This window comes from Paenibacillus taiwanensis DSM 18679 (assembly GCF_000425125.1).
In the GTDB taxonomy this organism is placed as follows: domain Bacteria; phylum Bacillota; class Bacilli; order Paenibacillales; family Paenibacillaceae; genus Paenibacillus_B; species Paenibacillus_B taiwanensis.
Window position 1 is genome coordinate 937,236 of the sequence record NZ_KE384307.1, and the last position, 12,922, is coordinate 950,157.

A 12,922-nucleotide genomic window follows, 5' to 3' on the forward strand; every position below is an offset into this window, starting at 1 on the left:
ATAAAGGAGAAAGTCAACGATGAAATGGGCTTTGAATTATTGCACCTATAGATTAACTCAACAGTCAAAGCGAATGCTCCTAGTGGGATGTGTATGCACGATGCTGGCAGCTTTCATGTTGCAGCCGCTGTCCGTATCAGCATTAGCCCCTTCTGTGGATTACGCCTCAATTCCAAATGAAAGTGCGTTGCTTCAGATGAATTCACCTGCGGTGCATTTGGAAGGATGGCTGGAAGGCCCGCAGTGGTATGAGTTGGTTCACAAGTCTGGTAGTGGTGAATCTGGTTGGCTGGATGGCGAGGGGGCTTTGGCTCGATTCCGTTACCCGACTAGTCTTGTGGTCGATAGCGCTGGTAAACTCATTGTAGCCGATACGGATAACCATCTGATTCGAGCGATAGATGTGTCAGGAACGGCTAATACAATTGCAGGTGCACAGCTCGGGTTGGATGAGCATGGAAACCCTATGGGCGGATGGCTCGATGGAAAAAGCAAACAAACACTTTTTCAATCTCCAATGGGCATGGCGATCGGAAAGGACGGAACGTTATATATTGCGGACAGCGGCAATCATGTTATTCGTAAACGAACGATAGAGGGTACGGTATCCACTATTGCGGGTGATGGATTGGCAGGCTGGCAGGATGGGGCGGGGAAGCAAGCGAGATTTCATTCGCCGCGCGGGATCGCGATTGGAGACGATGGAACGTTATATGTAGCGGATTCATTAAATCATGTTATCCGAACGATCGACCATGCAGGGAACGTCAAAACCATTACTGCGCGTTCAAATCGTACTGTCGAGTATAGTGATGGTGCACTGACAGCAGCAGGCGATTATAAGGACGGAACGATTGCAGATGCACTGTTTAATGAACCAAGCGCACTCATATGGTTAAATTCTGATACGTTGGTCGTTAGTGATACAGGCAATCAGCGAATTCGCACGCTTCATTTGAAGCTTAATAACGTATCCACACTTGCTGGCAGTGGTGTGTATGACAAGTCTACACAGCGTCTATACGGCACGCATGAGCTGTATGTGCCTGGAGGTTATCGGGATGGCGCTGCTAAGCAATCGCTGTTTAGTAGCCCGACCGGACTTGCGATAGCCGGTGACGGGAGCATTGTAGTAGCGGATCGATGGAATCATGTGCTGCGTATGATCAAGGATGATAAAGTGTACACGGTTGCCGGACAGCCAGAACAGTCAGGAGCAATAGACGGTTTTGCAGGGAAGGCGACTCTGCATGAGCCGACCGGAGTAGCTGTTCTAAAGGATGGGCGAATTGTCGTTGCAGATTCTTTTAACAACAAAATACGTGTGCTTCAGCGATATGAGCTGCCCGTAGGTGTGAAAATAAATGACCAAGGACATTCAACAGACGAAACCATTGCCCTTGTTTACAATAAGCAGCTCGTGCCTCAAGACGTTACCCCGCAGCTCAAACACGGAAGTGTATGGCTTCCCTTGCGTGCGCTTGCTGACGCTGTCGGCATAAAAGCTTCAATGAGTAAAGAGGGTACGGTCATTTTAACATATGGTTCAATTCAGTATGAATTAACAGTGGGGAGCCAGAACGCTATACGTGTGGCATATGGTCAACGGACGACAGTAAAGATGCATGCGGCCCCATATATTGAGCAAGATCGTGTCATGCTGCCTATACGTTTTGTGGCAGAACAATTCGGATTACAGGCAGATTGGCTGCCAGCCATGAGAGTGGTTGTTGTTCGAGATCCTTTATTGGTAAGATACGAGGAAACTGGATCTTCGCTGCCACCGCAGTAACAGTAGTACCTATGGTGGGTGAGCGGGCAGAGGAAGGAGATGAGCACATTAGGTGATGAAAATTCAGGGCGAATCGCCATTTTCAGAAAAAGACCAAGCATATATGAAAAAGTACCTGGAGTCTCATCCAGACAGCCGCATGGCTTGGTATTTACTGGGCAAGCAGTATGAGCGCGTCGGGGAATTTAACAAGGCCAATTATTGCTTCAATCAAGCGGGAGACATTTATAAAGCGTTTGAAAATGGACCACTGCCCGCTGAAACGGCTGCTGAGGAACGATCTTTGAGACAGCAAGCGTTTCGTCATCGTCAAATGGTGCGACAGCGACGTCAATTGGCACTCCGTTCCGTTTTGCTTCTTCTCCTTCTTAGTTCTTTACTCCTTGCTATACCAGGTGGAGAAGCAGCTTCACCTGCGTTCCAGAAGGTGGCTGAAGAAGTCAAACCGAGTGAAGTGGTCGAACGACCGGTAATTACTATGCCGATTATTGAGCTTGTTGGCAAGAACTCGCCTGATGCCGTCGGTAATGCTTTGAAGAAGGCCGTAAAGCTTGCCTCTCAAAATGAGCAGGCACAAACCAACACGCTTGTGGTTGAACAAGAACAGAAAGCGCGTTGGCTGCTGTGGAGTCGTTTCCCGGAGCCGTCAATGTCCATTCGTCCGGCAGCTACTAAAGGTCAGGCTCAAGTCGACAATTTAAAACTTCCAGAATGTGAATGTAAGCCAGAGCGGGATAAAGCCAATCGGTATGCGCAGGCTTGGGCTGCTCAAGCGGAGAGCACGCTCATTGCACGTTCCATTGTGACGGCAGTCATCCGCAGCGGAGCGGAGCCGCCTGCTCGCCTGGAGACGTTAGCAAAATCATATCCGCGTAATCGTATTGCGGGCGTTGATACGCTCGCGGCTCCTTACTACGAGGAGGCCGTGAAGCAATGGAACTCCAGTGCCAAAACAACTCCATCTCGTGATGAGCGCTTAAAACTGCTGTGGGCCTCAAAAACGAAGGCTGGGAAGCAGCCCTTTAAGGAAGCGTTGCGGATCGTTGTTGATAAGCAATCACATCGGCTTGCGCTAATAAGCGGAGATCAGATCATCCGCAGCTACAAAGTTGGATTGGGTGGCAAGCGGACGCCAGAGGGGAAATTTACGATATCGGAAAAGGTCGTGAATCCAAATGGCAGCGCTACAGGGGCTTTTGGCAGCAGAGGTATGACACTTTCCAATACGTTATATGCGATTCATGGTACGGATGAGCCGGACAGTATAGGAGCCAATCGCTCGTTAGGGTGTGTTCGAATGACGAGGCAGGATGTGGAGGAGCTATATGATCTGGTGCCGGTAGGCACGGAGGTTCAAATTACAAAAGGCGTACTTCCCGATGTAGACGTCGTTCCGAGCCCGGAGGAGAGATATCACGTGCCGCTTACTCCTAAGCAGGACAATCCTAACAAGATTTACAAATGGCTAGGATAGATGACAAAGGAGCCGCCCCCTGATAACTTAGGGGGCGGCTCCTGAAAATATATCGTAAAGGTCTAACCGTTAATGATAAGTAATACGGTAATAAGTATAATGCTTAACAATAGAATGCCGGAAATCCAGGTGATCGCTGAGCTATTGACGGGGTCTGAATTGTGAGACGTCCGAGTAGGAGGCATGCGTTTGGCTGACATAGGTCATCACCTTTCTTTATGTGGTTCTATACTATATATTGTAACCGTTTTCTTTTGTTTTGGCTAGGTCTTATGTGTGATTTGACGCTCTTTTCTTTTAGCGTCGAAACCAGTAAACTGTAACATAGGATCAGTTCCCTGCGGATGTACCAATGGAGTTCCTCTAACCAAATTTAATAATGTATGTTAGAATAAATAACATGATCACAGACGAACGGAGTGGAACCTTTGTTATATCGTTATGTTGGCAAACCGATGTTTTTTCGGATGGATCCGGAACGGGCCCATCATCTTGTGCTGGACGGAATGGCGACCGTAGCTAAAGTTCCAGGTTCACTTGCACTTTTACGAGGCATGTATGGCGTAAAGGAAGAGGCTATGCTGGCCACGGATCTATTTGGGCTGCATTTTCATAGTCCTATTGGCTTGGCTGCTGGGCTTGATAAGAATGCGACTTCTGTTGAGGCGTTATCCTCAGTTGGGTTTGGATTTATTGAAGTAGGAACTGTGACACCTGTTGGCCAATCGGGAAATGAGAAGCCTAGAATGTTCCGCTTGCCAGAGGATGAAGCTTTAATTAACCGAATGGGATTTAACAATGACGGTGCCGACATGCTGAGCACAAGACTTAAGCGGCTGCACAATTACGCTGTCCCTGTATTTGTAAACATCGGCAAAAACAAAGTAACCCCTAACGAGCAAGCTAACGAGGATTACTTAACCTGTATTCGGACGTTGTACGATGTTGCGAATCTGTTTGTGGTGAACATTAGTTCCCCGAATACGCCAAATTTGCGTAATCTCCAGCACGGTGACGAGCTCCGCTCCTTACTGGAGGCGGTAGTCCGTGAGATGGACACACAGAATAAAGCAAGTGGCAACAATAAGGCTGTACTTGTAAAGATTGCGCCGGATGTTACTGATGAAGAGTTGGCGCATATGACGGACACCATCGTAACTAGCGGTGTAAACGGTATTATTGCGACCAATACGACATTGTCCCGCATGGGAACAACACACGCCAATCGATTGGAGACTGGCGGATTAAGCGGTAAGCCGCTAACGGAAAGATCGACGGAAGTAATTCGTCAGGTGTATCGACTGACAGAAGGCAAGCTGCCTATTATCGGTTCTGGAGGTGTGTTTACAGCTAAGGATGCGTATGCACACATTTGTGCAGGAGCTAGCTTGGTTGAGATTTACACATCATTTATTTACCGGGGTCCCGAGATTACTCGTGAGCTTGCTCAAGGAATTAAACAATTACTTGAGCAGGACGGTTACAAGCATATTTCGGAGGCCGTAGGGAGAGACCATAAATAAACAGCAGTGCAACTATACAATGTGCTGGATGAACGGTTGGACGGACAGGAGGCGTTCGGATGGACGGAAGAGATTGGGGAAAATTTTTGCTGCCTTATGAACAGGCCGTCGAGGAGCTGAAGGTCAAATTCAAGACGCTACGCTCAGAGCTGAAGAAGCGGGAGGAATACGCACCTATTGAGTTTGTGACAGGTCGTGTCAAACGTATTTCGAGCATTTTGGAGAAAGCAAGGCGGCTTGATGTTCCCCGGGAACATATTGAACGTGGGATAGAGGATATTGCGGGTATCCGCATTATGTGCCAGTTTGTCGAAGATATTCGTTATGTGGCACAGCTCATTCGCAATCGTAAAGATATGAGCGTATTGTATGAGAAGGACTACATTACCAACTTCAAGGACAGTGGTTATCGAAGCTTTCATATGATCGTTGAATATCCGGTTCAGACGGCGCTAGGACAGAAGATCGTACTGGCAGAGATTCAAATACGCACGCTGGCGATGAATTTCTGGGCAACGATTGAGCACTCTCTGAATTATAAATATAGAGACAGCCTGCCAGACGATGTAAGAGATCGGCTAAAGAAGGCCGCTGAGGCTGCATTTATTCTTGATAATGAGATGACAAGTATTAGACATGAAATATTGGATGCGCAGCGGAGCTTTGAAGATAAGTCTAAGATTGTGCAAAATTGTTTGTCCTTTATCCAAGAGCTATATTTTTATCATAAGATTACAGAAGCAATTCATTTCCAACTCCGGTTTAACGAATTGTGGGAGCAAAATGATCTGCCGGGCTTAAGAAGACTCGAAGAGGATCTTATTCATGCGATTAGCACCGCCAAAAGAAGCAGTCGGAGCGCAGATGACGAATAACGGCTATGATCGGCTGTATGTGGCGTTTGTGAAGCTGTTTAATGAGGAACGGGATTATTATGCTTGTCATGATGTGATGGAGGAATTGTGGCTTGAAGAAGGACGCAAGCCGATCTATCAAGGGTTGCTGCAAGTGGCAGTTGGACTACATCATTGGCATAATGGGAACAATGCGGGTGCTGTGAAGTTATGGGAAGCCGCTTTGCATAAGCTTGATAGCTATGCAGATTTGGAACTGGGGATTCGGCTTGACCTTCTTCGCCATGATACGCTCAGGCTGCTAGAGGCGTTACAAAGGTCAGAAGATGTTGTCCCGCTGGAGCATTTGACGATTACGATAGCAGACTATGAATTAGCGGATGCAGTATTGGCATGCTCGCTTTCTGATGTGGTTGATACGGAAGACGGTCTATTAGACAAATAGCATAGTTATAAGCAACGTTCTAAGTGAAAAGAGCCAAGGAGTAGGCTTCCTTGGCTCTTTGCTTGTGCACTTTAAGTTGTATGTCTACCAGAATTATTATGTCAATTACCAGCTTATTGCAGTATAACGGTTTCCCCTGGCTTCAGGCCTTCAATAATTTCAGTTTTGTCGGGAGTTTCCATGCCAATCTTAATGTCACGGCGCTCCACTTGGCCATCTGCTTTCTGCACTTGAACGTAAGCTTTGTCCTGCTGTTTCATAATAGCAACCGTTGGCGCTACAATTACATTTGGCTTGCGTGCAGCTTCGACTTGGCCTGTTAAGCTTAATCCTGCGATAAGGTTCTGGTTCGCTTCCAAACTAATAATCACTTCGAATTGTACGGCTTGGTTTGACGTTGTTGAAGGCTGATCTGTACCACTCTTAGCAAATTTGGATACTTTTAGTACTTTACCTTTTAAAGGTACTTCCTTCATGGCATTAATTTTTACTTTTACAGGCATGCCAACTTTGATGGAGAAAATATCTTGCTCACCTACAAGGGATACTAGCTGTAGCTTCTTCGTATCTACAATTTTGCCAATGCGGGCATTTTCCTGCACTACTTGGGGCAGCTTGCTGGCCTCATCATAGAGGAAAATACCAGTAGCAGGTGAAGAGAAGCGGGCTGCCGCAATCTTCTTACGTTTCTCAGCCATCTCTTGCAGTTGAATGTCACGAGATACACTGCCAAGCTCTTGCTGCAAGCGAGCCGTTTCCTTTTGCACAAATTGCTTTTTGACCTCGTCTTCTGTCATACCCATCATACCCGTTTCGCTATTAACTGTCGCTTGGAACTTAACCAATTGCTCTTCAAGTTTCTTCTTCTTCAGCTCCGCTTCAGTTTGCGCGATCTCATGTTCTAGCTCTGTTGGATCTAGTTGGAAGAGAGTGTCACCTTTTGATACCTGTTGGGCGTCTTTTACGGTCCATTGCTTTACTTTGGCGTTAAACGGTGCATAAACAATCGTTTCGGTTTCGTATGAGGATTTACCTTTTACTTCAATGTTGCGTACTAAGTCTTCCTGTGTCACTTCAAAAGTGACGGCATTTGCGTTTTTGTTGGCTGCATCAGGCGCAGCAGGATTGGCGAAAGTGTACAACCCATAACTGATAACGGCTAGCAAGCCTAGTATGACAACCCATTTTATTGTTTTTTTCATTTGATTTTGTTTCCTCCTCGAGATCTGTTGGACGCTGCTATTCTAATCACGCTTAATAGCTGTTAATGCATCGGTGCGTGAAGCGCTGAGCGCAGGATATATACCGGATAACACACCCGTAAGCACTGCAAAAAATATGCCTAATGGAATATTGATGAGTGGGATAAAAATAAATCCTTGACCTGCTTCAGTTGCACGTGCAGCAGCCCCGTTAATGCCCCATACTAGCCAATAAGAGATCATAACGCCAATAAGTCCGCCCAATAAACCAAGCAATGCGGCTTCTATAATAAACATATTGCGTATTTGCCTCAAATTAGCGCCGAGAACTTTCATAATCCCGATTTGTCGACGGCGTTGATGGGTAGACATCGTCATCGCAACAACGATGGAAATCGAGGCTATGACGAGTACGAACAAACCGACACCGAGTGCAATCGTCCGTACCATCTTAAATGTATCTTCCAAGCGCTCTTTCTGCTTGAGATTCGTCTGTGTATTAAGCATAAGCTTCTTTATTTGCTTCTCGACTTGCTCTACATTATTCTGATCGTCTACTTTAACAAGAATAGACTTATATGTACCGACTTCACTTGCAGGGGGCGCATCCGGCCCTTGATTCAGCTTTAGCTGTTCACGGATAAGTGCGGCTGTTTCCAGTGAAGTATAGGCTTTCTTATCGTACTTGGCAGAATCGGTTGATGCGTCGGCCGGTTTCTTGATGACGCTCGTAATCCGCATCGTGCTAGTAGTAGGCTTGTGCTGATCTGCCGTGTCAGCTCGTTCGAATCGTACCTGCCGTTGAAATAACGGCGTGTGCAGCTTTTGAATATTTTCCAGTTGCTGCGTAATTTCCTCGTTAAAAGGGTCTTGATTTTGCTTCTGTATAAGTGGCTCTAATGTTGCTCTATCCAGAAGGCCATACTCCGCACCGTAATTAAGAATGATGGTGTCCGCTACGTCAGAGGGACCTCCTTGACGAAACTGATGATTGAAGTTGGCAAGCTGCTCCAAATCGGTCCCGATGACCTGCACATTGTTACTACGATCATCTGTTGTGTGCATGGAGAAGTATCCGACCTCTTCAAATGGTGACGCAGCCTTGACATGAGGAAGATTACGAACCAAATTCAGCTTCTGCTTCGTCAGTTTGCCTCTATTGTCTACATCTTTATTAACCTCGTCGCCTTTGTTTTGGATCGGGGTTACTGTAATTTCATCCATCTTGAGGAAGGAGTTAAGTTCTTTTTCGGCGTAGATCTGTGCGGATTGACCGAGGCTCATTGCAACGATGATAGCTGCACAACCGATGGAGATACCGGCGGAGCATAGTCCAGTGACGACTTTTCGTCTCCGTAGTTGGTCTATGGCAAGGCTCATATAGTCGCGTGCTCTCATGCTGTGCCTCCTTCAACAGTGACAGGGGCTTGATCTTCCACTAGATGACCATCCCTGAGCGTAATGACACGCTTGGTGTGATCGGCTACCTCACGTTCGTGGGTAACGATAATAAAGGTGGTACTCATCGTCTTGTTCAGATGTTTCAAAATGGCGATAATCTCTTCCTCCGTTCGCGTATCCAAGTTGCCTGTTGGCTCGTCTGCAAAGATGACAGAGGGCTCGGTAATTAAGGAACGTGCGATACTGACACGCTGCTGCTGACCACCAGACAACTGAGAGGTGAACAGCTCACCCTTGTCGGGTATCCCGACTTGCTCAAGCAGCTGCTTCGCTTTTTCTTTTCGTTTGCTAGGTGAAATGCCTTGGAAAACAAGCGGGAGTTCGATATTTTCCCGAACGGTAAGGTTAGGTATAAGTTCGTAAGCTTGGAAAATAAAGCCGATGTTCGAACGGCGAAACTCCGCCAGCTGGTTCTCGTTCATCTTGACGATGTCATGCCCTGCTATGTATATGGTCCCTTCTGTCGGCTTCATCAGACCTGCCATGAGATTTAGCAGCGTTGATTTGCCGGAGCCCGAACTGCCGAGCAAGGCGATCATATCACCCTTATCTACCTGAAAGTCAATATGATGAAGCACTTTCGTTAGCTCAGGTCCATTTCGGAACGTATGTGATAATTGTTCAACCTTGAGCATGCGGCGCCCCCTTTCTATATTTCGAGTATGGTTAGAATCTACTAAAGTTACATACGAGACGCAACATAAGAAGTTCCTACAATTTACCCTACATTACAATAATGTAACATTAGTCGGACGAGCAGCGATAGAGGGGGCCTTCAATCGTTTCAAAATTTGTGAAAATCATGATATGCTATGTTCAATGTTGTCTACTCGCTCAACAAGTATAAAGAGGAAGGATGAAAGCATGAAGGCGCTGCCGACAGCATTTCTAGGTGCGATGAGCTCCCGTTTAGGTGAGGAGTATCCATCGTTTATGGACAGCTATCATCACGCCCCGTATGCGGGGCTTCGTGTGAATACATTGAAGATGGAAGTTGATCAATTTAAGAAGTTGTTTCCGCTTCCGATAGAACCGATCCCTTGGACAGCGGATGGATTTTATATTTCAGAGGATGCACGGCCAGGCAAGCATCCCTTTTATTACGCAGGGATGTACTATATACAAGAGCCAAGTGCCATGACACCAGTTGAGTATCTTGGTGTGGAGCAGGGTGACCGCGTATTGGATTTATGTGCGGCACCAGGCGGAAAGTCTGTGCAAATTGCGGCACGAATGGGCCAAGACGGGATACTAGTAACTAACGATATTCATCCGGATCGGACCAAGGCACTTGTTCGTAACATGGAGTTATATGGAGTAACTCGTGCGGTGGTATTAAATGAACAGCCAGAGCGTATTGCTGACGCGCTGCCGGAGTTTTTTGATAAAGTGCTAGTGGATGCGCCTTGTTCGGGCGAAGGGATGTTCCGCAAAGACCCTGAGATGGTAAAGGCATGGGAGCGGGAGCCTGTATTGTCGTATGCTGCAATGCAGCAGGATATTTTGGACAGTGCAGCTAAATTGGTAGCGCCAGGTGGACGATTAGTTTACTCAACCTGCACGTTTTCACCAGAAGAAAACGAAGCGGCAGTTGCCCGATTTTTGACGAAGCATCCGGATTATTCGGTTGTTGAAGTACCGCTCTCGCATGGGATGAAGCCAGGTCGCCCAGAATGGGCTTCAGACTGCTTGCGTGAGCATAACTGGGAGGCGTCGTCTGATGCCGTGGCGGCTGTATCACGTACGATACGATTGTGGCCCCACCATGTTAAGGGTGAAGGACATTATGTCGCTGTGCTCACACGGGGAGGGAAACGACAACGTCAACATGCGGCGGAATTTAGTATAGCTTGTCCGTCAGACGAGCAGGCGCCATATCAATGTTATGATCTAGCTAAGGATCAGTTAACCGCCAGCAAGCAGGAGCGAGGTGGGCGATTACGTCAGCGTGGGCAAGACCATTCTCAGAATTCACGCAAGCGAACTGGAAAATTAAACCAAGATCCTCGTCAAACAAGGACGGCAAGTAACAAAAAAGGTTTATATAAGCCAGATTATGATCAATGTGAACCATTTGTACGTTTTTATAAAGAGCACTTCTCGGGTACGGTTCCCGAACTTAATGTATGCATCGGCTCATACGCTTACGTCAGTCCGTTGCCAATTGAAGTTCTCTCTACGCTGCGTGTAGTCAGACCAGGTTGGTTTGTGGGCACCTATAAGGGAGAACGCTTTGAACCTTCACATGCGTTTGCCCTTGGATTGCGTGTAGGACAAGCTAGAAGGGTATACCCGCTTACGATCGGACATGCTGATGTAGTTTCTTATTTGCGTGGTGATACACTGACTATTCACGAAAATGCACTTGAGCTGAAAGAGCAAACAGAGCCCAAAGGTTATGTGCTTGTAACCCTTCACGATTGTCCAATAGGATTTGGCAAGTGGGTCAATGGAATCCTTAAAAATGAATATCCTGCGGCTTGGAGGTGGATGTCGTAATGGCTGCTAAAATGAGACTTGATAAATTAATGGGACATATGGGATGTGGCACACGCTCTGAAATTAAAAAGTGGGCGAAGATGGGACTAATCGTCGTTAATGGAACGATTATGAAAGATAGTGGCAAGCAAGTGGATCCTGAGCAGGATGAAATCTATTTAAACGGTGAGCGGATACAGTATCGAGAATTTATCTATGTCATGCTGCATAAGCCACCAGGGGTCATCTCGGCAACCGAGGACCACAAGGAACGCACCGTACTTGATCTGCTTCCCGAGGAACTAAAAGTGTTTGAGCCATTCCCCGTAGGGCGATTGGACAAAGATACGGAAGGGCTGCTGCTGCTATCCAATGATGGCAAGCTTGCACATGCGCTGCTGTCGCCACGCAGGCATGTTGCCAAGACGTATTACGCAAAAGTACGCGGCAAGGTAGATGCGGACGACGTGGCAGCCTTTCAAGCAGGAGTGACGCTTGATGATGGTTATATGACGCAGCCTGCTGTGTTAGTCATCCAAGCGGTAGATGAGGATGAGGACATCACACTTTCCGATATCGAACTAACGATAACAGAGGGCAAATTTCATCAAGTGAAGCGTATGTTTGAAGCGGTAGGCAAGCAGGTCATTTATTTGAAAAGGCTGACGATGGGATCGCTGCGGCTTGATCCGTCCTTAAAGCTAGGTGAATGGCGGGAATTAACGTCTGAAGAGCTGGAATTGTTACAAGAGGGAACACAATAAGAGTATCAAATAATAGAGATAGAACAGGGTGGAGGGTTACAGATGAGGACAGATATTAAAATGGTTGCACTGGATATGGACGGGACACTGCTGCATGACGATCATACTTTATCGGATCAAAATGCAGAGACGATACGTAAGGTGGCACAGCAAGGCGTCGAAATTGTGTTGTGTACAGGTCGCAGTCCAAGCAGTACGCTGCCTTACCTGGAGCAGCTTGGATTAGAGGGTATTGTAATTACTCATAATGGCGCTGCTACAATCGCATCCAATGGGCGCAGAAATTTACACAATTTCACGATGGCGCGCAAACAATTGGAGGTTTACATGTCCTATTGCCGTGAGCAGCACGTTCATTTTGACGTGAATACAGCTTTTCATTTGTATGTAGATAGTGTAGAAGTGCTTACAGACGAAGTGTTGGATTTATATAAGCAATTTCTTATTACACCGCAAGTGTTTCCAGGATGGGATGGTCTTGAGGAGCCGCTGCTAAAACTGACGATGAGTGGCATGAAGGACCGAATGGATCTAGTCGAGGCAGAACTAAACCAGTGGACGCATGAATTACAGTTCATTCGTTCAGGTGACTACTTTATTGATGTTATGCATCCAGAGGCAACAAAAGGAAACGCGCTTAAACAACTCGCGCAGTCGAGAGGACTGGATCGTCACAACATTTTAGCTATCGGTAACTATTATAATGATATGACGATGATTCAATATGCTGGCATTGGGATTGCTATGGACAATTCACCGTTAGATGTTAAAACTGCTGCGGATGACATCACCTTAACGAACAATGAGAACGGGGTTCATGAAGCGCTGCTAAAATATTGCCTCTAATCCTCATATATCCTTGTTATGCCGTCAACAAAAAGGAGGGGTAGCCCCTCCCCTCCTGATCGTGGTAACGTTCTGTCGTTGGA

The 12,922-nt window shown here is 46.8% G+C and carries 11 protein-coding genes; 8 read left to right on the forward strand and 3 right to left on the reverse strand.

Translation table 11 applies throughout. The features are described 5' to 3' along the window. The first annotated feature begins 19 nt into the window (after nt 1-19). From H509_RS0118245 to H509_RS0118265, 5 genes are all read left to right on the forward strand, one after another. Complete coding sequence (locus tag H509_RS0118245) at nt 20-1,792, forward strand: stalk domain-containing protein (RefSeq protein ID WP_051287327.1); 1,773 nt, start codon at nt 20-22, stop codon at nt 1,790-1,792. A gap of 55 nt (nt 1,793-1,847) precedes the next feature. Beyond that, nucleotides 1,848-3,266 carry a L,D-transpeptidase gene (locus tag H509_RS0118250; RefSeq protein WP_028546354.1) on the forward strand — a complete coding sequence of 473 codons (1,419 nt, stop codon included), beginning with the start codon at nt 1,848-1,850 and terminating at the stop codon, nt 3,264-3,266. 428 nt (nt 3,267-3,694) lie between these two features. Beyond that, nucleotides 3,695-4,789, forward strand: a complete 1,095-nt coding sequence (locus H509_RS0118255; RefSeq protein ID WP_028546355.1) for a quinone-dependent dihydroorotate dehydrogenase — start codon at nt 3,695-3,697, stop codon at nt 4,787-4,789. 59 nt (nt 4,790-4,848) lie between these two features. Beyond that, the gene (yjbM, locus tag H509_RS0118260; RefSeq protein WP_028546356.1) at nt 4,849-5,664 is read left to right on the forward strand and encodes a GTP diphosphokinase; all 816 of its coding nucleotides are present in this window, start codon (nt 4,849-4,851) and stop codon (nt 5,662-5,664) included. Further along, nucleotides 5,615-6,088 carry a DUF309 domain-containing protein gene (locus tag H509_RS0118265; RefSeq protein ID WP_245596141.1) on the forward strand — a complete coding sequence of 158 codons (474 nt, stop codon included), beginning with the start codon at nt 5,615-5,617 and terminating at the stop codon, nt 6,086-6,088. Before yjbM ends, H509_RS0118265 begins: the two co-directional genes overlap by 50 nt. Nucleotides 6,089-6,201: 113 nt before the next feature. Here the strand turns inward: H509_RS0118265 and H509_RS0118270 are convergent, their stop codons facing one another. From H509_RS0118270 to H509_RS0118280, 3 genes are read right to left on the reverse strand one after another with little or no spacing between them, the layout of a single operon-like run. Then, on the reverse strand, nt 6,202-7,290 hold the full coding sequence (locus tag H509_RS0118270) for an efflux RND transporter periplasmic adaptor subunit (protein ID WP_028546358.1): 1,089 nt from the start codon (nt 7,288-7,290) through the stop codon (nt 6,202-6,204). Nucleotides 7,291-7,332: 42 nt separating this feature from the next. After that, nucleotides 7,333-8,688 carry an ABC transporter permease gene (locus H509_RS0118275; RefSeq protein ID WP_028546359.1) on the reverse strand — a complete coding sequence of 452 codons (1,356 nt, stop codon included), beginning with the start codon at nt 8,686-8,688 and terminating at the stop codon, nt 7,333-7,335. Further along, on the reverse strand, nt 8,685-9,386 hold the full coding sequence (locus H509_RS0118280; RefSeq protein ID WP_028546360.1) for an ABC transporter ATP-binding protein: 702 nt from the start codon (nt 9,384-9,386) through the stop codon (nt 8,685-8,687). Before H509_RS0118280 ends, H509_RS0118275 begins: the two co-directional genes overlap by 4 nt. A 229-nt stretch (nt 9,387-9,615) precedes the next feature. On the opposite strand from H509_RS0118280, the gene H509_RS0118290 reads away from it, so the two are divergent. Genes H509_RS0118290 through H509_RS0118300 form a run of 3 tightly spaced genes read left to right on the forward strand, consistent with a single transcriptional unit; the run spans nt 9,616 to nt 12,839 of the window. Beyond that, nucleotides 9,616-11,250, forward strand: a complete 1,635-nt coding sequence (locus H509_RS0118290; RefSeq protein ID WP_028546431.1) for an RsmB/NOP family class I SAM-dependent RNA methyltransferase — start codon at nt 9,616-9,618, stop codon at nt 11,248-11,250. Beyond that, the gene (locus tag H509_RS0118295; RefSeq protein WP_028546361.1) at nt 11,250-11,993 is read left to right on the forward strand and encodes a pseudouridine synthase; all 744 of its coding nucleotides are present in this window, start codon (nt 11,250-11,252) and stop codon (nt 11,991-11,993) included. The genes H509_RS0118290 and H509_RS0118295 overlap by 1 nt, the downstream gene beginning before the upstream one ends. Before the next feature lie 42 nt (nt 11,994-12,035). Next, complete coding sequence (locus H509_RS0118300; RefSeq protein ID WP_028546362.1) at nt 12,036-12,839, forward strand: Cof-type HAD-IIB family hydrolase; 804 nt, start codon at nt 12,036-12,038, stop codon at nt 12,837-12,839. Nucleotides 12,840-12,922 lie beyond the last annotated feature (83 nt).